Source organism: Desmospora activa DSM 45169 (assembly GCF_003046315.1).
GTDB classification, from domain to species: Bacteria; Bacillota; Bacilli; order Thermoactinomycetales; family DSM-45169; genus Desmospora; species Desmospora activa.
This window is the reverse complement of sequence record NZ_PZZP01000001.1, coordinates 654,874-677,250: the sequence shown is the minus strand read 5'-3', so window position 1 is coordinate 677,250 and position 22,377 is coordinate 654,874. Positions and strand designations below refer to the sequence as shown.

The following is a 22,377-nucleotide window of genomic DNA, read 5'->3' as shown; positions in this document are numbered from 1 at the left end:
AATGATGAGTAAAACTTAATCAGTGGGGGGCTGTTGTTCCCCCACTGATTGTTTTGTGAACTGCTCACAGGTAAGTGGTAGAGCTTCTCGATTCATCGAGTCTCCAACGAGTCCTCTCCACGAGCTTAATTTCCCGTAGTTTCCTACGGTACATGTGGAAGGTAGTATGCAGAGGGGGTTAGCGCGATAAATTTTCGATCAGTTTTGTAGCAAACTCGGAGCACTTTAATTCTGTTGCCCCTTCCATCAACCGGGCGAAATCGTAGGTAACGTGTTTTTGCTCGATCGTTTTATCCATCGCACCATAAATGAGATCCGCTGCTTCTTGCCAGCCCAAATGTTCCAGCATCAGCACACCGGATAAAATCACAGACCCCGGATTTACCTTATCTAATCCCGCATATTTGGGTGCGGTGCCATGAGTCGCTTCAAAGATGGCATGCCCAGTTTCAAAGTTAATGTTGGCACCCGGTGCAATCCCGATCCCACCTACCTGTGCAGCCAAAGCGTCGGAAACATAATCGCCGTTCAGGTTAAGAGTAGCGATTACATCATACTCGGCCGGTCGGGTTAAAATCTGTTGTAAGAATGCATCAGCGATCGAGTCCTTGACGATAACCTTGCCGGCGGCTTCCGCTTCCGCCTGTGCTCGGTTGGCAGCCTCCAGCCCGTCTTTCTCTTTGATCTCGTCATATTGCACCCAGGTAAACACTTTATCGCCAAATTCACGGGCAGCCAATTCATAGCCCCAATTTTTAAAGGAACCTTCCGTGAATTTCATAATGTTTCCTTTATGCACCAATGTGACGCTTTTGCGACCATGATCCAAAGCGTACTGGATCGCAGACCGGACCAACCGCTCCGTTCCTTCACGAGAAACAGGCTTGATACCGATACCAGAAGTTTCAGGGAAGCGGATCTTTTTCACACCCATATCCTCACGCAGGAAACGGATTACTTTTTGCGCTTCCTCCGATTCTGCCTCCCACTCGATACCTGCATAGATATCTTCAGAGTTTTCGCGGAAAATCACCATATCGACATCTTCCGGCCGCTTCACTGGGGAGGGGACTCCGTTGAAATAACGGACCGGCCGCACACATACAAACAAATCCAACTCTTGCCGCAGAGCGACGTTTAGGGAGCGAATGCCTCCACCCACCGGGGTGGTCAACGGCCCTTTGATCGCAACGTAATATTCCTCAATCGTTTTCAGGGTTTCTTGAGGCAACCATTCACCGTGCTGATTGTACGCTTTTTCGCCAGCATAGATCTCAAACCACTCGATCTTTTTGGTGGAGCCGTATGCTTTTTCCACTGCAGCATCAAGCACACGACGGGCAGCCGCCCAAATATCGGGACCCGTTCCATCCCCTTCGATAAACGGGATGATCGGATTGTTAGGAACCTGAAGCTCACCATTTTGAAGGGTAATTTTTTCTCCACGTTGCGGTGCTTCCAACGGCGCCATAATAACACTCCTTTTTTAGTTGCGAATTGGAATGGGCATGGTATCGCAGATTTAGCGTTGATCGATAGGCACGTAGGAAACGTCGACCGGTCCAACATAATCGGCCCGCGGCCGGATTAGACGGTTGTCACTGTACTGCTCCAACACATGGGCAGTCCATCCAGACACACGACTGATTGCAAAAATAGGCGTAAACAAATTGCGGGGGATACCCAAGTAATGGTAGGTGGAAGCGGAGTAGAAGTCCACATTGGGTTTTAATCCCTTTTCATGTTGAATGAGGTCGTCAATTTGAACCGACATCTCAAACCATTTCGCATCTCCGGTCTGTTCAGCCAACTGACGGGACATTTCGCGCAAATGCTTTGCCCGCGGATCGCCGTCTTTGTAAACACGATGGCCAAAGCCCATGATTTTTTCTTTGTTTTCCAACTTCCGGTTAATAACCGCTTCCACTTTGTCGATGCTGCCGATTTCCTCCAGCATCGCCATCACGCCTTCATTGGCACCACCGTGCAAGGGCCCTTTCAATGTACCAATCGCCGTAGTAATGGCAGAATACAAGTCCGATAAGGTAGCCGTCGTTACCCGGGCGGCGAAGGTAGAGGCATTTAGCTCATGATCGGCATGTAAAATCAGAGCTTTGTCGATCGCCTTCACCGCAACCGCATCCGGTTCCTGCCCATGGAGCATATAGACAAAGTTTTCCGCAAAGCCTCGATGCTCCTGTGGCGCTACCGGCTCTTCCCCTTTGCCGATGCGAAACAGAGCCGCTACAATCGTCGGCATTTTGGCCGTCAGGCTAATCGCTTTATCAAGATTTAATTCTTCACTGATTTCATCTGCGCGTCCATCGTACAAACCCAGGGTGGAAACGGCGGTGCGAAGGGCAGACATGGGATGAGCATTTTGTGGATATGCTTTTAACTGCTCCACTACGCCCTCAGGCAACGCAGCTTCGGATGCCAACCGCTGTTTTAACACATCCAATTCGTCCTGTTTGGGTAGCCGTCCATTCCAAAGAAGGAAGGATACTTCTTCGAAGTTTGAGTTTTCGGCTAAATCATCGATATCGATGCCGCGGTAAGTAAGTACACCATTCACAATGGAACTGATCTTTGAGTCAAGAGCAACGACACCCTCCAATCCTTTGGCAACCGTCATATAATCGCTCCTTTTCTATATGGTGCTTGGGCACTACATCAGGCCGGACAGTCGGGAAAATGAAAAAACGTTTTCCATATAATCATGAATGCAAAGCGCTTACTTTTCTTCATACTTCAAAAAAGTGACTACGCGTTGCAAAACTTTTTGTAAAAGAACCGTTCATTCCTTATGAGCGTCCACGATTCCATTACGAAAGCCTTTCGTGCCCCGTATCGCCCTCTTCAGTTTACCACAAAAAAACGCATGATTCACCCGATCTGTTGCAGACCTTGGAACCGCTTTTCGAAATCGGCATTAAAAATTCCCTTTATTTGCTTTTTATATACATTTTACAGGAAATCATAGGGGGTATTTAGCGTCGGGAAACCCATACAATCGTCCCGTTTTGCATCATACGGGTTAGGTTTTTCTTGATGAACACCTTTATCATCCCACGGGTATAGGGTATTAACAGGAAAAATCCAACTATATCTGTGAAAAAACCGGGAGTTAGTAGTAACAGCCCCCCACACAAAATGCAGATGCCGTCCAGAATCGCTTCACCGGGCAGTTCATTATTTCGCAGCTGGATCTGTGCCAATCGCAAGGTTTGCAGTCCCTGCCATTTAGCCAGATAACCGCCGACGACACCCGTGGCGATCACCAACAATACCGTGGGCCATGGGCCGATCCATCCCCCTACAGTGATCAACCCCCAAATTTCCAGCGCCGGAACAATAATCAGCAAAAGAATCATGATCCGAAACGCCATGTCCCTCACTCTCCTTTTTCACTGCTGCGGGCAAACCTGCGTAAACATCTCGCTATATCGGGCTGCTTACGCTCAAAATCAAAGGGCTTCATGTTGCCATCAACCCATAGGTGAATGGTTTTTCCGTGTGACAACCGCTGTTTGTCACCCACCCGCACCACTTCATATGCAAACGTCAATTTGGGTCCCCGGATTTCATCCACCTGTGTGCGAATCCCGACTTCATCGCCAAATCTGGCAGAGGCCACATATCGACAACGAAGATCGACCACGGGTAGGAGCATCCCCTTTTTCTCCAGCTCTCCATAGGATAACCCCAGGCGATCAATCAATCCAATTCGCCCCACCTCAAACCAGACCGCATACTGGCTGTGATGAACGACACCCATCTGGTCGGTTTCCTGATATCGCACCTGGAATCGCTCTTCATGAAAAGGTTCATTCATCGGCACTCTGGTTGCCTCCACAATTGAAATTAATTTTCATTATAGCAGAGAAGGGGAGGATGGACGAATTTCTTCAGCGATCGCCCCGAATTTTACATATTTCCGGTAACCATCACACATACTGTGAATAGCCAAACCTCCTACTTATGGATATTATAGAAACAAAAGATACGGATCCTGTACGGTAAGAAGGAATGAGGTGAAGCAAACATGAAGCTGTCAAAGCGAAAAAAACGACGTAGACGGCTCCGTTGGTGGATATTTCCGAAACTCGGTATCATCTAGCGTTTAAACAGGCGCTGACAGGGTATCTCCCATCAGCGCCTCTTTATTGTGAGCGTTATAATACATTGGCTCTACCAGAATAGATATGGCCTCTCTCCGCATCGACGGTTACTTCAATGCCGTCTTGAAATAACCGAACCGCATCTTGCACTCCAACTACAACGGGAATCCCAAGGCTGAGGCCCACCACTGCCGCATGGGAGGTCAGTCCTCCCTCTTCCACAATCACTGCGGCCGCTCGCTCAAAGGAGTCCATCATATCCTTATCTGTGCTACGGGTGACCAAGATGGCGCCATCCGTCATTTTATCGCGTAATTCTTGCGGGCTGGTGCCAACCACCACTTTCCCCGTCAACACTTTTTTACCTACCCCTTGGCCCTTGGCCAGCACATCCCCAATCACATGAACCTTCATCAGGTTGGTCGTCCCCGATTGAGCCACAGGGACGCCACCAGTAATGACGACAGAATCTCCATGCCGTACATATCCGGATTCCAGTGAAGCCGTAATGGCGGATTTCAGCATTTCATCAGTGGAGGTAACCAAGTTACCCAACAAGGGGTAAACCCCCCAAATTAAACACAATTTACGCAAAACGGATTCATGGACCGTTACCGCCACAATCGGAGCCTGGGGACGATATTTGGAAACCATCCGGGCGGTGCGTCCACTTTCGGTTGATGTGATGATGGCCGATGATTTCAGCGTCCAGGCTGTATGAACAACCGCTTGGCTGATGGAATCGGGGATGCTGACATCCGTTTCTTCGATCCGTTCTCGAAACAGGTCTCGATATTTTAGAGAACTTTCCGTGCGGGAGGCAATCCGATCCATCGTTTGCACCGCTTCCAGCGGATACCGGCCACTCGCCGTTTCACCCGATAACATGATCGCATCGGTGCCATCGATGATGGCGTTGGCTACATCGCTCGCTTCAGCCCTGGTGGGACGAGGATTGCGTTGCATGGAGTCCAACATTTGTGTCGCTGTGATCACCGGTTTACCCAGGCGATTGCATAAGCGAATCATTTCCTTTTGAACGATCGGCACCTCTTCGGCGGGAATCTCCACCCCTAAGTCACCTCGAGCAACCATCAGCCCGTCGGATACCGACAAGATCGATTCCAGGTTTTCCACACCTTCACGGTTTTCAATTTTGGAGATAATAGCGATATCGGCTCCGTATTCCTCCAGAATTTGACGAATCTCCAGCACATCTTCCGGCTTTCGCACAAAGGATGCCGCGATAAAATCGACTCCCTGTTCAATACCAAAACGAATGTCAGCGGCATCCTTCTCCGTAATTCCCGGAAGGTTGACAGAAACGCCGGGAACGTTAACCCCTTTCCGACTCTTCAAGGGACCTCCGTTCATGATGTGGCAATGGATTTCCGTTCCCGCCACTTCTTTTACTTTGAGACTGATCAACCCGTCATCAATCAAAATAATGGAACCGGGTGCAACATCATGGACCAATCCAGAATAGGAAACGGAAACTCTGGTGCTATCACCTTGAATGATCTCTGTGGTCAATGTAAAGTCAGCACCGGTTTCCAACTCCAACTGATCAACACTCAATTCCCCTGTACGGATTTCCGGTCCACGGGTATCCAGCAACAGTGCCACGCGCGTACCCAGCTCTTTTTCCACTTGGCGAATGCGATTAATTCTTTGTAAATGCTCGTTATGGTCCCCATGGGAAAAATTGAGCCGAGCCACATTCATTCCCACTTGGATGAGACTTTTGAGTGTATCCAGATCTTCGCTCGCCGGACCGATCGTACATACGATTTTTGTTTTGCGCATCGATGTCCTTCCTTTCAGATCGCCAAAATTTCGGCCAAATGGTATATGGACATATCCGGTTGATGTTTCATCGCAAACGCTTCTTCAAAAGGCAACCCTGTAATTTGGTTGGCTTGGATCGCCACCATATAATCGCTTTTTCCCTGTAGCAGAAGATCCACCGCTTCCGCACCCATCCGACTTGCCAAAACCCGATCATGGGCGGTAGGGGAACCGCCGCGCTGAATATGGCCCAGCACGGTTACACGGGTTTCAGACCCCGTTTTCTCTTTGATCTGACGGCCGATTTCTACCGCGGAACCGACGCCTTCAGCCACAATGATAATACTGTGTTTTTTCCCGCGCTTGCTCCCCCTGGACAAGCGTTCCACAATCTGATCCAACTGATAGGGCGCCTCTGGGATTAGAATCGATTCAGCCCCATCGGCTAAGCCGGCCCAAATCGCGATATCGCCGGCATCCCTCCCCATCACCTCCACGATATAGGTGCGCTCATGGGAGGTAGCGGTGTCCCTGATCTTGTCAATGCAGTCGATTACGGTATTGACGGCGGTATCAAAGCCGATGGTAAAATCGGTGCCGGGAATATCATTGTCGATGGTGCCGGGAACACCCACAGTGGGGAATCCGCGTTCCGTCAGCTTCTGCGCCCCGCGAAAGCTGCCGTCGCCGCCGATGACGACTAATCCGTCAATCCCTTTTTGCTTCAGATTGGCTACCGCTTGCTCCTGACCTTGTGCTGTTTTAAATTCTTCACTGCGGGCACTGTGTAGTATCGTCCCACCACGGTGAATAATATCCCCCACCGATCCCAGACTCATCTCGATCATATCGCCCTGGATCAGCCCGGTATACCCTCTACGCACGCCCCATACCTCTAAACCATGGTGATGACCTTTGCGGACAACAGCGCGAATGGCGGCGTTCATCCCTGGTGAGTCGCCTCCACTGGTTAAAACCGCAATACGTTTCATCTACTTTCACCTCTCCTATACGGATCAATCAATTCTCTCTTTTTCAAGCAAGAGCAGTCATCATTACCAGGGTGATCGGGAGATAAAGTGCCTTCGATCTCTTGTCACGCAAAGGATCTCATTCACCCGACACTCTCTGCCCTTGTCTTTCCACCCTCCGGGACGATTTTCGTCCATGCGGGACAAAAAGAGAGCCGTGGTTGAAAAATTCAACCCACGGTGGAGTAAACCCCGATCTTCTCAAATTTTTTATGCCGATCCAACACCAACGCATCCCCATCCATTCCAGTGAGGGAGTCCAGGGTAGCGAGAATATTTTTCTTAATCGCCTGTGCCTGGGCAGCGGGGTCCTTATGGGCGCCACCTTTAGGTTCCGGAATGACCGTGTCGATCACGCCGAGTGCGTGCAAGTCTTGGGCCGTAATTTTTAACGCCTCCGCCGCTTCTTGCGCTTTGGCTGCATCCCGCCACAAAATGGCCGCCGCCCCTTCCGGGGAGATCACGGAGTAATACGCGTGCTCCAACATCAACAAACGGTTGCCCACGCTGATGGCCAACGCACCACCACTTCCGCCTTCACCGGTCACCACGCAGACGATGGGCACACGAAAGCCTGCCATTTCGCGTAGATTGCGGGCGATAGCTTCACTTTGCCCCCGCTCTTCCGCTTCAACCCCAGGGTGAGCGCCTTGGGTGTCTACAAAACAGATGATCGGCCGTCCAAACTTATCCGCTTGTTGCATCAGGCGGAGTGCCTTCCGATACCCTTCGGGATGAGGAAGACCGAAGTTGTGGGCGACTTTGTCTTTTGTATCTTTGCCCCGCTCATGTCCGATCACAGTCACTGGACGACCGTCCAGCTTGGCGATCCCCCCGATGATGGCAGGATCATCGCCATACAGGCGATCCCCGTGTAGCTCCATAAAATCCGTAAACAGAGAGCGGATATAATCCGATGTAGTGGGTCGTGAAGCATGGCGGGCAATCTGTACCTTTTGCCAAGTGGTCAGATTACCGTAGATTTCTTCCTCCATCCGTCGCGCTTTTTCCTGTAGTTTCTCAATTTCGAGGGAGAGATCGATCGACTTCTCTTTACTGAATTGCTCCAATTCGGCGATCTTGTCCCGCAGGTCCACCAACGGACGCTCAAAAGACAATTGTCCGTTATTCATTGTTCTCCCCCCCATCCGTATGCAAGTCCAAAATTTGTATCAAGGTATCCCGCATGCGGGAGCGATGCACCACTTGGTCCAGCTGACCGTGTTTCAATAAAAACTCTGCCGTCTGAAAATCATCGGGCAGTTTTTGGCGTACGGTCTGCTCAATCACCCGTCGTCCGGCAAATCCGATCAGCGCTTCCGGTTCAGCGATGTTTAAATCACCCAGGGAAGAAAAGCTGGCGGAAACACCCCCAGTGGTAGGATTGGTCAAAATGGAAACAAACAGCAGTCGTTCCCGGTGCAACCGTTCCAGGGCCGCACTGGTTTTAGCCATCTGCATCAAAGAGAGGACCCCTTCTTGCATGCGGGCTCCACCGGAAGCGGAAAATAAAATAAAAGGATATCGTTTGGTCGCAGCGCGATCGGCGGCACGCGCAATTTTTTCACCGACGACAGAGCCCATGCTGCCCATACGAAAATGGGAATCCATCACACCGATGATTGCAGGGTAGCCACCGATGGTACACTCCCCAGTAACCACTGCTTCATTTTGCCCCGTTTTCTCCCGATCCTTCTTCAACTTCTCCAGATAATGAGGGAAATGGAGTGGATCTTCCGACACCAGTTCGGCATCAAACTCAAAGAAGCGCCCCTCATCTACCGTGATCCCAATCCGTTCACGGGCGGACAGCGCATGGTGATAATCGCAGTTTTTGCAAACCTTCCAGTTCTTCTCCAGTTCCTTTGTGACACTGATCGCACCACAACGGGGACACTTTTGCATAATCCCTTCCGGGATGTCCCGTTTAGCTTGCTCAGAAGGGATGGTCGCATATTTTTTTTGCTTTCGAAATATACCCTTGAACACGAAAAAAACACCTCATCCCGGCCGAATCATAATGGTCTTGGCAAATCTGTTCGCTCTATTTTACTCCAACACGTACCGTCGCAAAAGTGGTTTGGATTGCTATTATTACCGATCTACCATCGCTAGTCATCATAGCATAGTGGGAATCGTGTCCGCAACGCAGGCGTCTGATCAACGCCATGGGTTGATTGGGACCCGCACAATTCTCGTCTCAGTCATAAGGAGTTGGCAGGCCAGCAGCGGCTAAATGTTGTTCCATTCGATCTGCCGCTTCTTGTGGACAGCGTCGCTTGACCGCATCCAAAATCCCGCGGTGCTCTTCCAGCGCTTTTTGGGGGCGACTTGGTTGCGACAGAGACGATTGACGTACCGTTTTTCCATATTGGATCAGCGGATACCAGATACGGGTCAATAAATAATTATGGGCGGACTGGATCAATTGGTGATGAAACGCATAATCTTCCTCAATCGGAATCTGCCCTTGGTAGACGCTTTTCTCCATCGCGTTCCAACATTCCTCCAAGGCGGCAATCTCCGCTTCTGTCGCCACTAGCGCTGCTTTTTTAGCAGCCACAGTTTCCAGGATGACACGTGTCTCCAATAAATTGTCCTTGGCGCGATCGTCCTGCAAGATATAAAAGGAGAGTATATCAACCAAGCGATGGAATTGATGCGGTTGCAAAAACGTACCCTGCCCCCGCTTGGTGGTGATAATCCCCAGCAGTTCCAATGCACGTAGCGCCTCTCGTACCGTGGACCGCCCTGCATTTAAGCGGGAGACCAGCTCCCGTTCCGATGGGATGCGGTCTCCCGGTTTTAAGCCATCTTGTTCAATCACTTCATTGATTCGGATCAAGATTGATTGAAATTTTGAGCTTGTCCCATCAAACACTGGTCATGACACCTCTTCCCCTGAGGAACAGGGATCATCCATCTCCTCGTGTAAGGTTGAGCGTTTTTTCATAAATGGCTTCCGGGTCCACTTGAATGCGGGCCTCACCCGTCTCCATCGCCGCAAGTGCTACTTTTGCTGCCACTTTCGGAGCAACCAACGGGTTAAAAGGAGCCGGAATCACATAATCAGGGGAGAGTTCCTGCTCATCGATCAGTTCAGCGATAGCGTAAGCGGCGGCCACCTTCATCTCCTCATTGATCGCTTTTGCCCGCACATCGAGAGCCCCACGAAAGATACCAGGGAAAGCCAATACATTGTTCACTTGGTTAGGGTAGTCGGAACGACCTGTTCCCACCACTTTAGCCCCAGCGGCAAGCGCATCTTCCGGTAAGATTTCAGGATCGGGATTCGCCATAGCAAAAATGATGGGGTCGCGGTTCATGGAGCGTACCATTTCCTGTGTGACCGCTCCTGCCACCGATACACCGATAAATACATCGGATCCCGCCATCGCATCGGCCAGACTGCCCTTGATTCCACTTTTGTTGGTAACACGGGCGATCTCTTCTTTGATGGCGTTCATCCCCACGGGACGCCCTTCATAGATGGTACCTTTACTGTCACACATGATGACGTCCTTTACACCCAAAGACAACAGCAGCTTAATGATGGCGATCCCCGCCGCTCCAGCACCATTGGCCACTACCCTGATTTCATCCATCTTTTTATCGACCACTCGCAGGGCATTGATCAATCCCGCCAGAGTAACAATCGCCGTCCCATGCTGATCGTCGTGAAAAACCGGAATATCCAGCTCCTTTTTTAACCGTTCCTCAATGAGAAAACATTTTGGCGCTGCGATATCTTCCAAGTTGACCCCACCAAAAGTGGGTGCCAGCAGCTTGACGGTTTCCACAATTCGGTCAACCTCAGATGAATCGACACAAAGAGGAAACGCATCTACTCCTGCAAAAGCTTTAAAAAGGACTGCCTTCCCTTCCATTACCGGCATCGCAGCATGAGGACCGATGTTGCCCAATCCCAGCACCGCTGTCCCATCGGAGACAACCGCCACCAAGTTTCCTTTCATCGTGTACTCATAAACTTTGGCTGGATCCGTATGGATCTCTTTACATGGCTCCGCCACACCCGGTGAATAAGCCAAACTCAAATCCTTTGCATTGCTGACAGCCACTTTGGATTGAACGCTCAATTTTCCTTGTTGTTCCCGGTGCAGCTCTAAAGATTCGTTACGCAGAGAAGACAACCTTTTCACTCCTTTGTATTTTGCGGCAAAAGTGGTCAGACCACTCAATCAATTTTTATTATATCAGATGCGTTTGACACAAAAAAGAGAACAGCAATGTGGAGAAATCCTTTGTTGAGTGGCACAGCAAAGGCGTTTTCGCTCTCAAATATCCCTTTCATCATTTCGATAATCATCGGACCTGAAAGAGTAGCGATTTTTTTGAGACTCCGAGCGATATACGAAGGTCTGTCACCGCCGTGAAGCCCGTCGCTTGCGCCGTTCCTGGTATAATCGTTCCAATCGTTCCGTCCATGTATCGTCAAATTGCTCCTTCCAACCGTCTCGGATCTGTTGGGCCAAGCGGGGGCTGGCTCCACCGGTTGATACCGCCAACGTCAGCCGACCTCTGCGCAGAAGTGCAGGAAAGTGACAATTGCCCAACTCTGGCTGATCTACCACATTGACCAGCAGTCGTTTGCCGGCAGCTGAAGCCACTTGGGCGTTTACGGCAGCATCATCGGTGGCGGCTACCACCATCCACGCCTCTTCTAATACATCAACAGAAAAAGGTTGACGTCTCCACACTGCGTCTCCTGCCTCTACCAGCTGCAATAGCTCAGGCTGAAGTGTCGGGGAAACGATCGTAACCTGAGCTTTCGCTTCTAGCAATGTCTCCACCTTACGGAGGGCGACACGTCCACCCCCAACTACGACCGCAGGTTTTCCTTGTAAATCAACCATGAGTGGACAGAAAGGTGTCATCGTATTCGCTCCTTTTTGGCAGCCCCCTTTTTTCCCATCGACAAAAGGACTAAACTGGAAAGGAATGTTGAGCGGAAGCTTCGGCTGAAGCAAAAGGAGGAAATTCCGGCGATGAACGTACCGCCTAAAAACCGAATACACCGCGACGCCATCCATGTATGGCGAACACATCAACTGATTACCGCCGCTTTAATCCTAGCGCTTGCGGGAGGGGGAACAGGCCTCATTTTTGCTTTCGATTGGCCCCGTTGGATTTTAATAACTTTGTGGGGGGCGGTCTTGCTCTACATCATTCCAGCCGTATGGGTTTATCCGATGTTACGTTGGCGCTACTATCACTATGAAGTAAACGAAAAGGAAATCCATATTCAATCCGGCTTTTTCTTTATCCGCCGTACTTATATTCCGATGGTGCGCATCCAACATGTCAACACCACACAAGGGCCGTTGTTACGTCGACGCGGGTTGTCGGAGTTGGAGATCAACACCGCTGGCGGGGCCTCCTTTACCATCCCCGCCTTACAGACGGAAGAGGCGGATCAATTGCGAAACCGCATCGGCGGCTTAGTGCGGGTGGCCCAAGATGAATAGTCCGCAACGGCTCCACCCGATCACTGTTCTGTTTGCAATTAGCGCCAACCTAAAGAATATGGTTATTCCGCTGCTGGTTTATGCCGGTATCAACCTCGTTAACCGCGGCGGCGGGCAAGCATTGATTTGGATCGCCGTCGGTACTGGACTCGTCGTTCTCTTTATTATCACCCAGGCTGTGTTAAGCTGGTACCGTCAAGTTTATTTTGTGGAAAACGATGAGTTTCGGATGGAGCGGGGAGCCTGGTTAAAGAAAAAGATCTATATTCCGCTTAAACGGATTCAGTCTGTCGATAATGTGGAGACGATCTGGCACCGTTTATTCGGTGTGGTACAAGTACGAATCGAAACCGCCAGCGGCAAGGAAGAACCGGAGGCCGTTTTAGAGGCGGTTACTCGCTCTGCTGCCGATCAGCTCAAATACGCCTTGATGCATCAAAAGGCTGTAGGCGGAGCAGAGTCAAAAACTCCGGCGCATTTAAACGGCGAAACAGACAGGGAAAAGCCACTCCTGCATACACAGCGTCTCAGTCACAGCTCACTGTTGCTCGCCGGACTTACCTCGGGCCGGTTAGGGGTTGTGCTGGCATTGCTGGGACCGATTCTTTCCTTTGCCGATGATGTTTTTCGCATTGACGAAGGCATGATCCGGGGCGCTTACCTTTGGGCCACCGGCATCTTATCGATCGGCTGGCTACTCTTTACCGTCCTGCTGTTCTCCTGGCTTATTTCCATCATCAGCACTTTTGTCCAAGATTATCGCTTTACCATCAGCCGTGACCACAGCCACCTCATCATTCAAAAGGGATTGTTGGAACGTCGCCGCACCCTGATCCCCCTTCGCCGTATTCAGGCTGTTCACCTGGTGGAAAATCTTGCGCGACAACCCTTGGGCTATGCCACCCTTCACATTGAGAGCGCCGGATACGGCACTGAGGAGGATCAAAAGTTGGTCGCCTTCCCCCTGTTAAAACGCTCCCAGGCGGCAATATTCCTGGAGCGGTTTTTACCTGAATTTACAGAGGCGGCACAGGCCCCGATTCAACCCCTACCGCGACGGGTATGGAAGCGGATGGTGCTTTATTTCCTACCACTTCCCCTATTACTCGCTGCCGCATTAACTTGGTTCTTTCCCCATGGGGGCAGTTGGGGGTGGCTTTTGCTCCCCTTGGTTTTTCTGTATCATCACTGGCGCTATCACGACGCCGGTTGGATGCTAAAGGAGCGGGTGGTAGGGTTTCGTAGCCGCAGGCTCAACCGTGTTACAACCTGGCTCCCTGGCCGGGCCATGCAAAGCCGAACGCTTCGCTATACCCCGCTGAGCCGCCGGGTCAACCTGGCTTCCTTCCGCACCGTCCTCGCTTCAGGCAACCGTTATGACAGCCATTGGCTAGAAAAGAAAGACGTGATCCGTCTGATCCACCAGATGGACCCGGAACGAAAAAGGGACGAGAAGCTTAATGAAGATAGCCCCTTCCAGGAGCTTCAATAAACGGAGGGACTTCGGCTGCTATACCGAAGTCCCTTTTTTACACTTCCGCCGTTGAAAGCACAGGGACGGCGGGGAGTGTTTTATACCAATCAATCTCCTCATGTAGCCGTACCACCTCGCCAATGACGATCATGGCGGGATTGGAGATGCGATTCTTTTGAGCCATTGACGCCAATTCTCCCAGTGTACCGATTACCGTCCGCTGGTTTTGAGTCGTTCCCCACTCAATGATGGCAGCGGGGGTAGCGGCGGCTTTACCGTGGGTGAGAAGCTGCTTTTGAATATAAGGTAAATTGCCGACACCCATATAGATGGCGAGGGTATCGACGCCATGGGCCAGGTGTTTCCATCGCTCTTCTTCCTGCCCCTTTTTCCGGTGGCCTGTCACCAAGGCAAAGCTGGAGGCGTACTCGCGATGGGTAACGGGAATTCCGGCATAGGCGGGTGCAGCCAAGCCAGCAGTCACTCCCGGCACTACTTCAAATGGAATCCCATGCTGCATCAATGCTTGTGCCTCTTCTCCTCCCCGCCCGAATACAAAGGGATCGCCCCCCTTTAGGCGGGTGACGATTCGTCCCTCCGTGGCATATTTGACCAACAGATGCTGAATCGTCTCCTGTTTCATCGTATGGCGATCCGGTAACTTGCCGCAATAAATCCGGTCTGCATCGGCACGAGCATAATCCAACAAATCCGGATGGACCAGGCGATCATACAGAATGACATCCGCTTCTCGGATCGCCCGTAACCCTTTCAAGGTTAGCAATTCCGGATCGCCCGGCCCCGCTCCCACCAAATAAACTCTTCCCATCCCCCATACACCTCCCGTTGAACAACTTCTTTATGAAAAAACAGCCTCTCCTTCTAACACAAACCCTGTCCCTTGCCCCAGACGTTTTTTCTCATGCAGAATGATATCGATGCCCGTCGGCATTTTTAAAAAATGTTTTTCCAACTCATCTTCCACCAATTGAAATGCATGCTCATCATCCCTAGCAGCGATAATGACGGGGATTGCGCCATCTGCCAAATCAACTTGAAACCGGTACAGATACAATCAGACCTCCTCCTTCCCGTTTATGAGGCTGCGGAGGGTAATACATCCGCCAGGATTCCGTCCAATACTTGTTGCAAGGAGTCTTTACCCACACGGTGATAAAAGTGATGGAAGTTCTCCTGCGGCTGTTTCGCTTCTTTAAAATGAAGCAGGAATTCGCGCAGTACCGGTGCCAGATAGCCCGCTTCAATCTTTCCCTTTAGCTTTTCATTGAAGTGGCCGCCGTCTTGTAGCGTACCACCGACATAGATTTCAAAAGCATCCACCAACCCTTTTTGCTCGCGGGATTTCATCTTGATCCCCTGTAAGCCGATATCGGCAATTTGCCGCTGTCCACAGGAGTTGGGACAACCCACCATATGAAGGCGGACGGGAACGTCGACGGAAACCTCTTCATCCAGATACTCTGCGATCACACGCATTCTCTCTTTGGTCTCCACCAAGGCCAAGTTACAATATTCAATCCCGGTACAGGAGACGGAGTAGCCGATAAAATGGGGCGGTTCCACCCGAATACGATCAAACAGCGTTTCCTGCAACATCGTCTCCACTTTTTCATCTGGTACATTGGGAATGATCAAGTTTTGCGAGTTACAGGTTCGAATCTCGCCATTCCCATATTCCTTGGAAATACGAGCCAGCTCCAACACCTCCTCCGCCTGTAGCCGTCCTACCGGTACATTGAGGCCCACATAGGATAAGCCCGGTTGTTTTTGCGGATGGACACCATAGAAATAGCCGGCGTTCCAATTCTCCAACTTATCTTCACCGCGAGAGGGAAGAGGACCGGTCAATTCCACCAATTTTTCCTTGAAGGTATCAACGCCCCAGTCCGCCACCAGAAACTTAAGTCGGGCCCGGGTGCGCTTCGCTCGATAGCCGTAATCTCTAAACAAGGTGGTAACGGCGATGGCTACTTCCTTCACCCGCTCCGGCAACACAAACACATCCAATTGCTGAGCCAAATAAGGACGGGAGGAGAGCCCACCTCCAACCTTCAAATGGAAGCCGACTGTCTCTTTGCCGTCAATCTCCTTTACGGCAGGGGTAAAGGCAACACAGTTGATTTCAGCGTGAGCGGCGTTATGAATATTACTGCTGATCGACATCTTATATTTGCGCGGTAGGTTGGAGAAATCCTCGTTGCTTTGGAAAAATTGATACACATCCTGCACGATTGATTGTGTATCCAACAATTCATGAGGATCGATTCCCGCCAAGGGATTTCCCATGATCGTACGGGTAATATCCCCACATGCCCCTACAGACGAAAGACCCACCCGTTCCAAGCGGTCGTAGATATCGGGGATGTCCTCAATCTGCAGCCAGTGGAACTGCACCGCCTGTCGGGTAGTGATGTCAAAAATACCACGGCCGTAGTCGCGGGCAATGTTGGCCAGCGCAATTACCTGCTCGTGGCGGAGAACCCCGGAGGGAACGTTCACCCGCATCATAAAGTAGCCATCTTCCTTCGGCTTTTGCAGATAAAGGCCCGCCCATTTAAAGTAGGACCAGTGCTCCTTGGGAATGGATGCAAATCCCTCCTTTGCATAACGGGGAATCAATTTTAAAATCTCCAGCCCATCCATCTCCAGTTTCTGTTTTTCCGTCTCATTCAGCTTTTCTTCTTGTGCCCAATGTTTCACATAAGCCATTGATGCCCACTCCTTTCATCTTATGAGGAAGGGATTTTAAGTCTGCGTGCTCTTGCTGTTTGCAAAGAGGGGAGACCTCCCCACCAGTCACCAATCCCTTCCATAAAATCAAACGATTCACTTCATCGGATAAGTTCTTGCTCACACAGATAGCGGATCACCCGTTCCGCCGCTTCCTCCACCTCACAGCGATCGGTCTGAATCGTCAATGCCGGTGCCAACGGTGCTTCATACGGAGCATCCACACCGGTAAACCCCGTGATCTCCCCGCGCCGCACCTTGGCGTACAACCCTTTGGGATCCCGTTGTTCACAGGTATCCAGAGGGCAATCGATAAAGATCTCGATAAATTCATCCGGATCCAGCAATGCCCGCACCCGCTCCCGGTCTTCGCGATAAGGGGAGATAAAAGCAGTTAGAGCAAACTGGCCACTGTCCACAAATAATTTGGCCACCTCACCGATGCGACGGATATTTTCCCGCCGATCTTCCGGTGAAAATCCCAACCCCTGATTAAGTCCATGGCGGATATTGTCGCCATCCAGGACATAGGCCTGTACCTCTCGATCCAGCAGTCGGCGTTGCACCGCATTGGCCACCGTCGATTTACCAGACCCTGATAAGCCGGTAAACCAGAGGACGGCGCTGCCATGACCGTTTCGCCGACGGCGTTCTTCTTTGTTGACTGATAATTGGTGCCAAGTGATATTGGAACTCATGGTCAATTCCTCCGTTACCCCGTAGTGACCGGTTCTTTTTTACTCAATCCGCGAATCAGAACATCCGCCACTTCCGGACGGGTAAAGGTAGCCGGTGGACGCTCCCCTTTGCGCAGCATCTCCCTCACTTTGGTTCCGGAGAGGAACACATGATGTTCTTGCGGGCAGGGGCAGGTTTTCGCCGTCGCCATATTGCCGCACCGTTCACAATAAAAGCTGTGTTCAAAGAATAGCGGTGTAATCCCCAGTTCTCCCGGCTCAAAGTGGGAAAAGATATGTTGAGCGTCATAGGTGCCGTAATAATCGCCTACACCGGCATGGTCACGACCGACGATAAAGTGGGTGCAGCCGAAATTTTTACGTACCAAGGCGTGAAAAATCGCTTCCCGTGGACCGGCATAGCGCATCGCCGCCGGAAATACCGCCAAAAAAACGCGATCGGCGGGATAGTATCCATCCAGCAGCACATGGTAGCTTTCCATGCGTACATCGGCGGGGACATCATCCGCCTTGGTTTCGCCCACCAGCGGATTGAGAAAAAGTCCATCGACGGTTTCCAGCGCTGTCTTTTGGATATATTCATGGGCGCGATGAACCGGGTTCCGCGTCTGAAAACCAACAATCGTCTTCCAACCCCGTTTCTGGAAAGCTTCCCGTGTCTGAGCGGGATCAAGATGATAATCGGCAAACCGAGGTTGCGTTCGATTCAGCAATTGAATCGGTCCGCCCACATAACCCTCCCCCCGTTTCCACAAGCGCTCCACACCGGGATGGGCTCGGTCCCCAGTACGATAAACTGCTTCCGCTTCCACCTCTTTATCGGGGACATAAATCTCCTCAACTTGCAAAACACCGTAAACCACACCGCCATGGACCAGCTTTACCGCTTCACCGATGGTCAACTCCTCCGCTTTTTCCTGGGAAACAGGCAATGTGATCGGCAAACTCCAGGGTAACCCCGAAGATAAACGCATCCCTTCCACCACGGAGCGATAATCTTTCTCCCCCATAAATCCCGTCAGCGGACTATAACCACCGATCCCGATCAGCTCCAAGTCGCTGAGGGCGACCGCGTCCAATTCAACTTCTTTCCACCGTTCCTCCACCGGATAATCCGGATTAAAACGGTTAATCAACTCTCCACCATGAGGCACGCTGATACTCATCCGACTTCCTTCCTCTCTCTATCAAATTCCTCCACCATGCTCATGAACTGATTGTTTATCCTGGCGGACGGAGCGCAACAGGCTAACCGAACCCACTGTGGCTAAAAAAACGCTGCTGACCGCCACGACAGACCAACCGTCTCCATGGATCAAGGCTTGCACCAACCCATATGCAATCGCCAACGAAAAGACCGGCGACACCACCCACACTTGCGCCATCTGAACAATCACCCCTTTTTGCCACAGGGAAAGTCCTTTTTGCGCCGTTCCAATGCCGATAATGGCTGAAGTGGTTACCTGGGTAAGCGGTACGGGAATCCCCCACAGGGAAGCGGTAATCACCAAAGCGGCGCCGGTTCCTGAGATGGCGCTCCCCTCCAGCAACGAAAAGCGGGTAATGCGCTTACCGTTGGTTTCTAACACTTTTCCTCCCAAGAGAAGCGCACCTAAGGCGACAAACAATCCTCCGATCCAGATGCCTTGATCGACGGAAAGGAGCTGTGCCCCCACCAAGGGTCCGATGGCGTTAGCAACGTTGTTCATCCCGGCAGAGAAAGCCTCCAAGAAGCCGGTAACTACCACCAACAAGGTCAACCATCGTTTCCAGCTCGCTCCCAACAGTGCAGGGTAAGCCCGCTCCAATCGTTGGATTCCCTTTCCAGCGACAAAGGCGAGGATAAACGCGGTCACCGGCGTTAGGAGCCAAAAAGCGACAATCACCGTCAAACTGGATAGATACAATGCCTGAAAGGCAATACCCACACCCACGACTGCCCCCACCGTCACTTCACTGGTAGACAGCGGAATTCCGATGAGATTGGCAATAAACAGGGAGAGGCAAGCGGAAGCTAATATAATGACAGCCACTTCCACCGACAACAGATTGGAAGGAACAATCCCTTCCCCCACTGTTTTTACCACTTCGCCGCCGCCGATGGTCGCACCGAGAATCACGCCCACCCCACAGAGCAACAGAGCCACCCGGCGCCGTGAAACAGCACCAGAACCATAGGCTACCCCCATGGACGCCGCAGCTCCGCTAGCACCGATATTCATAGCGAAAAAACAAGCGACTGCAATCGCAACTACAAATGACATGAACGTCTCCTCACCTTAGGAGTGCAATCCGCACTCGGTCTTCTCCTTGCCGGTCCACCGTCCGGAACGGAGATCTTCTCCGTCTTTTACCGCTTTTGTGCACGGCACGCAGCCAATACTGGGATATCCTTGATCATGAAGGGGATTGTAAGGCAGATCCCGCTCGCGGATAAAGGCCCAGACCTCATCCCACGTCCAGTGGATCAACGGACATACTTTGATCGATTGAAAACGTTTATCGTGATTGAGAAACGCCGTAAAGCGTCGGGTGGGAGACTGCTCACGACGCAATCCCGATATCCAAGCAGGCACACCCTTTAGCGCCCGTTCCAGCGGAATCACTTTGCGCATGCGACAACATTGATCCGCCTCTCGCTTCCACAGCGCATCACCGTATTGCTTCGCTTGTTCCTCCACCGTCAGATCCGGTTTCACCCGCTCTACCACCAAGCGAGGATAACGTTCCTCCACCCGCTGGATCAGATCATATGTCTCAGGAAAATGTAGGCCGGTATCCAAAAATACCAAACGGGCATCCGGCTTTACTTCTGAGATTAACTCGATCAGGACGGCACTCTCCGCTCCAAAGCTACAAGCGTATACCAAATCGTCTCCATACGTTTGCACCGCCCAGGAAAGGACCGCTTTCGCTCCCCGATCATCCTGATTAATGGAGAACGACGGCTTTTTACCTTCATCCCAATTGTCGTAGGTTAATCTGGATTCCATCCTTCTCCCTCCTTTCAAGCATCAAAAAAGACGGTCGGCCCCTATTGATGGTACCGACCGCCTCCAGTTTGTCTGGTCAGCGATTTGTTTTTTCAGCGAATGCGAACCTTTTCGTTTTTCTCCAACTGAATCACCTTACCGTCCTGAACAACCAATGTGATCGATCCATACTTCATCGTCTCCAACATCTTTTCAATATGGTTGGAAACCACTTTAAAATCGACGCTATCTTTTTCTCCCACCCCAATCCCCTCCCTGTGAAAATAATGAAAAAAATAGCCTCGTCCATTTTGGAGAGACTGGGGGGTATACAAGATCGACCCGCATCTTATCTTCCAAAATGGAAACCATTTTGTCGGAATTAGCACCTTGCTTCAAATCGCAGGTTGCCGGGTTTCATCGGGCCGAATCCCTCCACCCCTCTGGATAAGATTTAGTTCCATATTATTGAGTTCACGCAAAGAAGTCAAGGTTTTTCTATCGGATTAATTGTTGATCCTGATTCTCCCTTTTTTTGTTGTGGAAAATCCCGATTAGACGCCCGCTTTCGCAATAATAAGACCCAACGATCCCACCAGGGCAATCGCAACCATTCTCCCACCTTAACCTTCAAAATTCTTGTCACCTTCATTCTCTATTTTTCCTGTTTGATGTTCCTCATCCTCCTGCTGAAAAAACAAATACTCAACTGAGACTCCATAAAATTGCGCCAACTTCAGCTTAATATCATCCCGCGGTACACGACGGCCGTTTTCATACATCTGCAGTGCACTGACGCTGATGTGTAATTTGCTTGCCACTTCGGTTCGGGGCCTTACTCCACGTAAACATACCAACTTTTTCGCCATTATATCCCTCATACGCACCACCCAACACATGAAGTGCTACTAATTATTATAAATTACAATAAGTGTATTTGAAACACTTGAGGTACAAATTCTGTCTACTTCACACGATATGTGTTAAAATGGATGAGAGATGAAAGGGGGCACTTCACCATGTCTTTGGGAAAACGTCTGCGCACCTTGCGTATACGCCGGAACATGCGCCAGGAAGATGTCGCCAACCACCTGGAAATTAGTAAGAGTGCCGTCGGGATGTATGAGCGGGACGACAGGGAACCTTCCTTGGAGACATTGCGAAAATTGGCCGATCTATATGGAGTAACCACCGATTTTCTCCTCGGTCGCACGCTCTTTTCCTCCGATCCAAGGGAAGAAGGCCATTTTGAATCTAATTTGCGTGAGTTTTTGCAACAAGAAACATTACATTGGGATCATGTTCCCCTCACTAGCAAAGATGTATCCACCTTTCGCAATGTTGTTGAGTGGGGGATTCAGGAGAGAAAAACCTTGTACCGGGTTTCCCGGCCGCGGAAAAACAGCGAAGACCTTCATGGGAAAAAAGATTAATATCCATTCACACACAAAACAAGCAATCCAACTCTGTGGTTGAATCGCTTGTTTTCCTTTTTATCAACTCTCATGTATGCGATTGATCAGAAACACCCTTCTCGCTATTTTCCCCTTCATGCAGCGCAATATCCGCTCGATATCGTTCCATATCCGGATTTTCATGGGCAATGCGTGCCGATGCCGCTGCAGCGACACCGGCCACCAAATCGTCCAGAAAGACGTGGATGTGGCCATCCTTGTGATTGAGACGGCTAATGACGCCGAATTTGGTTTTATCCAGATATCCAAAGCTGGTTAAACCGATGGTTCCATAGATGTTGACAACGCTTAACGCCATAATCTCATCCAAGCCGTACAAGGGTTCATCCACTTCCATCATCCGCTGCAGTGGTGAAGGCAGCTGTTTCCCTTCCGCCAAGGTGTCCAGGGCAACACCAGTAATGATGGCATGCTGTACTTCTCGCTTTTGCAAGACATGCTCTACACTTTCCAAGCAGTGGGCTTTCTTTAACTCATCATTATACGGTCGTTGCAGTGTATAGACGATATCGGCGATCTCATCCAGTGAAACCCCTCGTTTTTGCAGCAAGTCTAGCACATGGCGGTAAAACATGAGCCCA

Annotated in this window: 24 protein-coding genes and 1 riboswitch; of the genes, 3 read left to right on the top strand and 21 right to left on the bottom strand. The window is 50.7% G+C overall.

What is annotated here, in order from left to right:
* Nucleotides 1–178 precede the first annotated feature (178 nt).
* The 11 genes from icd to C8J48_RS03230 all read right to left on the bottom strand — a co-directional run bounded on the left by icd (nucleotide 179) and on the right by C8J48_RS03230 (nucleotide 11,835).
* Complete coding sequence (gene icd, locus C8J48_RS03285; protein ID WP_107724940.1) at nucleotides 179–1,471, bottom strand: NADP-dependent isocitrate dehydrogenase; 1,293 nt, start codon at nucleotides 1,469–1,471, stop codon at nucleotides 179–181.
* Between the two features lie 51 nt (nucleotides 1,472–1,522).
* Nucleotides 1,523–2,635, bottom strand: coding sequence for a citrate synthase (locus C8J48_RS03280; RefSeq protein ID WP_107724939.1), 1,113 nt, complete (start codon nucleotides 2,633–2,635; stop codon nucleotides 1,523–1,525).
* Nucleotides 2,636–2,990: 355 nt separating this feature from the next.
* On the bottom strand, nucleotides 2,991–3,389 hold the full coding sequence (locus C8J48_RS03275; RefSeq protein ID WP_107724938.1) for an FxsA family protein: 399 nt from the start codon (nucleotides 3,387–3,389) through the stop codon (nucleotides 2,991–2,993).
* Nucleotides 3,390–3,394: 5 nt separating this feature from the next.
* Entirely contained in the window at nucleotides 3,395–3,835 is a 441-nt protein-coding gene (locus tag C8J48_RS03270; RefSeq protein WP_107727560.1) for an acyl-CoA thioesterase, read from the bottom strand.
* 340 nt (nucleotides 3,836–4,175) lie between these two features.
* A complete protein-coding gene (gene pyk, locus C8J48_RS03265; protein ID WP_107724937.1) occupies nucleotides 4,176–5,927 on the bottom strand; it encodes a pyruvate kinase in 1,752 nt (583 codons plus the stop codon).
* Nucleotides 5,928–5,941: 14 nt separating this feature from the next.
* Entirely contained in the window at nucleotides 5,942–6,901 is a 960-nt protein-coding gene (gene pfkA, locus C8J48_RS03260; RefSeq protein ID WP_107724936.1) for a 6-phosphofructokinase, read from the bottom strand.
* A gap of 209 nt (nucleotides 6,902–7,110) precedes the next feature.
* Entirely contained in the window at nucleotides 7,111–8,073 is a 963-nt protein-coding gene (locus tag C8J48_RS03255) for an acetyl-CoA carboxylase carboxyltransferase subunit alpha (RefSeq protein WP_107724935.1), read from the bottom strand.
* Nucleotides 8,066–8,929: an acetyl-CoA carboxylase, carboxyltransferase subunit beta gene (gene accD, locus C8J48_RS03250; protein ID WP_107724934.1), complete on the bottom strand. Its 864-nt coding sequence runs from the start codon at nucleotides 8,927–8,929 to the stop codon at nucleotides 8,066–8,068. The genes C8J48_RS03255 and accD overlap by 8 nt, the downstream gene beginning before the upstream one ends.
* Before the next feature lie 211 nt (nucleotides 8,930–9,140).
* Nucleotides 9,141–9,821 (bottom strand): FadR/GntR family transcriptional regulator, encoded by a 681-nt coding sequence (locus C8J48_RS03245; RefSeq protein WP_107724933.1) that lies wholly within the window; start codon nucleotides 9,819–9,821, stop codon nucleotides 9,141–9,143.
* Between the two features lie 34 nt (nucleotides 9,822–9,855).
* A complete protein-coding gene (gene ystJ / locus C8J48_RS03240; protein WP_107724932.1) occupies nucleotides 9,856–11,091 on the bottom strand; it encodes an NADP-dependent malic enzyme in 1,236 nt (411 codons plus the stop codon).
* Between the two features lie 231 nt (nucleotides 11,092–11,322).
* Nucleotides 11,323–11,835, bottom strand: coding sequence for a precorrin-2 dehydrogenase/sirohydrochlorin ferrochelatase family protein (locus C8J48_RS03230; RefSeq protein ID WP_170105108.1), 513 nt, complete (start codon nucleotides 11,833–11,835; stop codon nucleotides 11,323–11,325).
* A 111-nt stretch (nucleotides 11,836–11,946) separates the two neighbouring features.
* On the opposite strand from C8J48_RS03230, the gene C8J48_RS03225 reads away from it, so the two are divergent.
* Nucleotides 11,947–12,426 (top strand): PH domain-containing protein, encoded by a 480-nt coding sequence (locus C8J48_RS03225; protein WP_107724930.1) that lies wholly within the window; start codon nucleotides 11,947–11,949, stop codon nucleotides 12,424–12,426.
* On the top strand, nucleotides 12,419–13,918 hold the full coding sequence (locus tag C8J48_RS03220; protein ID WP_107724929.1) for a PH domain-containing protein: 1,500 nt from the start codon (nucleotides 12,419–12,421) through the stop codon (nucleotides 13,916–13,918). The genes C8J48_RS03225 and C8J48_RS03220 overlap by 8 nt, the downstream gene beginning before the upstream one ends.
* 37 nt (nucleotides 13,919–13,955) lie before the next feature.
* On the opposite strand, the gene cobA is transcribed toward C8J48_RS03220, so the two are convergent.
* The 9 genes from cobA to C8J48_RS03175 all read right to left on the bottom strand — a co-directional run bounded on the left by cobA (nucleotide 13,956) and on the right by C8J48_RS03175 (nucleotide 21,202).
* Nucleotides 13,956–14,729 (bottom strand): uroporphyrinogen-III C-methyltransferase, encoded by a 774-nt coding sequence (cobA, locus tag C8J48_RS03215; RefSeq protein WP_107724928.1) that lies wholly within the window; start codon nucleotides 14,727–14,729, stop codon nucleotides 13,956–13,958.
* 30 nt (nucleotides 14,730–14,759) lie between these two features.
* Nucleotides 14,760–14,975, bottom strand: a complete 216-nt coding sequence (locus tag C8J48_RS03210) for a DUF3906 family protein (RefSeq protein ID WP_107724927.1) — start codon at nucleotides 14,973–14,975, stop codon at nucleotides 14,760–14,762.
* Between the two features lie 20 nt (nucleotides 14,976–14,995).
* Nucleotides 14,996–16,630 carry a nitrite/sulfite reductase gene (locus tag C8J48_RS03205; RefSeq protein ID WP_107724926.1) on the bottom strand — a complete coding sequence of 545 codons (1,635 nt, stop codon included), beginning with the start codon at nucleotides 16,628–16,630 and terminating at the stop codon, nucleotides 14,996–14,998.
* Nucleotides 16,631–16,752: 122 nt separating this feature from the next.
* Nucleotides 16,753–17,349 (bottom strand): adenylyl-sulfate kinase, encoded by a 597-nt coding sequence (gene cysC, locus C8J48_RS03200; protein WP_107724925.1) that lies wholly within the window; start codon nucleotides 17,347–17,349, stop codon nucleotides 16,753–16,755.
* A gap of 14 nt (nucleotides 17,350–17,363) precedes the next feature.
* On the bottom strand, nucleotides 17,364–18,515 hold the full coding sequence (gene sat / locus C8J48_RS03195) for a sulfate adenylyltransferase (RefSeq protein ID WP_107724924.1): 1,152 nt from the start codon (nucleotides 18,513–18,515) through the stop codon (nucleotides 17,364–17,366).
* Between the two features lie 21 nt (nucleotides 18,516–18,536).
* Nucleotides 18,537–19,613: a sulfate permease gene (locus C8J48_RS03190; protein WP_107724923.1), complete on the bottom strand. Its 1,077-nt coding sequence runs from the start codon at nucleotides 19,611–19,613 to the stop codon at nucleotides 18,537–18,539.
* Between the two features lie 15 nt (nucleotides 19,614–19,628).
* Nucleotides 19,629–20,342, bottom strand: a complete 714-nt coding sequence (locus C8J48_RS03185; protein WP_107724922.1) for a phosphoadenylyl-sulfate reductase — start codon at nucleotides 20,340–20,342, stop codon at nucleotides 19,629–19,631.
* A gap of 92 nt (nucleotides 20,343–20,434) precedes the next feature.
* The gene (locus tag C8J48_RS19175; protein WP_425430467.1) at nucleotides 20,435–20,590 is read right to left on the bottom strand and encodes a YezD family protein; all 156 of its coding nucleotides are present in this window, start codon (nucleotides 20,588–20,590) and stop codon (nucleotides 20,435–20,437) included.
* A 77-nt stretch (nucleotides 20,591–20,667) separates the two neighbouring features.
* A riboswitch (SAM riboswitch) is annotated at nucleotides 20,668–20,775 on the bottom strand.
* A gap of 169 nt (nucleotides 20,776–20,944) precedes the next feature.
* Nucleotides 20,945–21,202 carry a helix-turn-helix transcriptional regulator gene (locus C8J48_RS03175; protein WP_170105106.1) on the bottom strand — a complete coding sequence of 86 codons (258 nt, stop codon included), beginning with the start codon at nucleotides 21,200–21,202 and terminating at the stop codon, nucleotides 20,945–20,947.
* A 138-nt stretch (nucleotides 21,203–21,340) separates the two neighbouring features.
* Between C8J48_RS03175 and C8J48_RS03170 the strand changes: the two genes are divergently transcribed.
* A complete protein-coding gene (locus C8J48_RS03170) occupies nucleotides 21,341–21,754 on the top strand; it encodes a helix-turn-helix domain-containing protein (protein WP_170105104.1) in 414 nt (137 codons plus the stop codon).
* Nucleotides 21,755–21,824: 70 nt separating this feature from the next.
* Here C8J48_RS03170 and C8J48_RS03165 read toward each other — a convergent pair whose 3' ends face one another.
* A complete protein-coding gene (locus tag C8J48_RS03165) occupies nucleotides 21,825–22,370 on the bottom strand; it encodes a phosphatidylglycerophosphatase A family protein (protein ID WP_107724919.1) in 546 nt (181 codons plus the stop codon).
* Nucleotides 22,371–22,377 lie beyond the last annotated feature (7 nt).

Excerpts from the sequence above, each read along its gene's own strand:
- icd (WP_107724940.1), bottom strand. The coding sequence starts at position 1,471 with ATGGCGCCGTTGGAAGCACCGCAACGTGGAGAAAAAATTACCCTTCAA.
- C8J48_RS03280 (WP_107724939.1), bottom strand. The coding sequence starts at position 2,635 with ATGACGGTTGCCAAAGGATTGGAGGGTGTCGTTGCTCTTGACTCAAAG.
- C8J48_RS03275 (WP_107724938.1), bottom strand. The coding sequence starts at position 3,389 with ATGGCGTTTCGGATCATGATTCTTTTGCTGATTATTGTTCCGGCGCTG.
- C8J48_RS03270 (WP_107727560.1), bottom strand. The coding sequence starts at position 3,835 with ATGAATGAACCTTTTCATGAAGAGCGATTCCAGGTGCGATATCAGGAA.
- pyk (WP_107724937.1), bottom strand. The coding sequence starts at position 5,927 with ATGCGCAAAACAAAAATCGTATGTACGATCGGTCCGGCGAGCGAAGAT.
- pfkA (WP_107724936.1), bottom strand. The coding sequence starts at position 6,901 with ATGAAACGTATTGCGGTTTTAACCAGTGGAGGCGACTCACCAGGGATG.
- C8J48_RS03255 (WP_107724935.1), bottom strand. The coding sequence starts at position 8,073 with ATGAATAACGGACAATTGTCTTTTGAGCGTCCGTTGGTGGACCTGCGG.
- C8J48_RS03230 (WP_170105108.1), bottom strand. The coding sequence starts at position 11,835 with ATGACACCTTTCTGTCCACTCATGGTTGATTTACAAGGAAAACCTGCG.
- C8J48_RS03225 (WP_107724930.1), top strand. The coding sequence starts at position 11,947 with ATGAACGTACCGCCTAAAAACCGAATACACCGCGACGCCATCCATGTA.
- C8J48_RS03220 (WP_107724929.1), top strand. The coding sequence starts at position 12,419 with ATGAATAGTCCGCAACGGCTCCACCCGATCACTGTTCTGTTTGCAATT.
- cobA (WP_107724928.1), bottom strand. The coding sequence starts at position 14,729 with ATGGGAAGAGTTTATTTGGTGGGAGCGGGGCCGGGCGATCCGGAATTG.
- C8J48_RS03205 (WP_107724926.1), bottom strand. The coding sequence starts at position 16,630 with ATGGCTTATGTGAAACATTGGGCACAAGAAGAAAAGCTGAATGAGACG.
- cysC (WP_107724925.1), bottom strand. The coding sequence starts at position 17,349 with ATGAGTTCCAATATCACTTGGCACCAATTATCAGTCAACAAAGAAGAA.
- sat (WP_107724924.1), bottom strand. The coding sequence starts at position 18,515 with ATGAGTATCAGCGTGCCTCATGGTGGAGAGTTGATTAACCGTTTTAAT.
- C8J48_RS03190 (WP_107724923.1), bottom strand. The coding sequence starts at position 19,613 with ATGTCATTTGTAGTTGCGATTGCAGTCGCTTGTTTTTTCGCTATGAAT.
- C8J48_RS03185 (WP_107724922.1), bottom strand. The coding sequence starts at position 20,342 with ATGGAATCCAGATTAACCTACGACAATTGGGATGAAGGTAAAAAGCCG.
- C8J48_RS03175 (WP_170105106.1), bottom strand. The coding sequence starts at position 21,202 with ATGAGGGATATAATGGCGAAAAAGTTGGTATGTTTACGTGGAGTAAGG.
- C8J48_RS03170 (WP_170105104.1), top strand. The coding sequence starts at position 21,341 with ATGTCTTTGGGAAAACGTCTGCGCACCTTGCGTATACGCCGGAACATG.
- C8J48_RS03165 (WP_107724919.1), bottom strand. The coding sequence starts at position 22,370 with ATGTTTTACCGCCATGTGCTAGACTTGCTGCAAAAACGAGGGGTTTCA.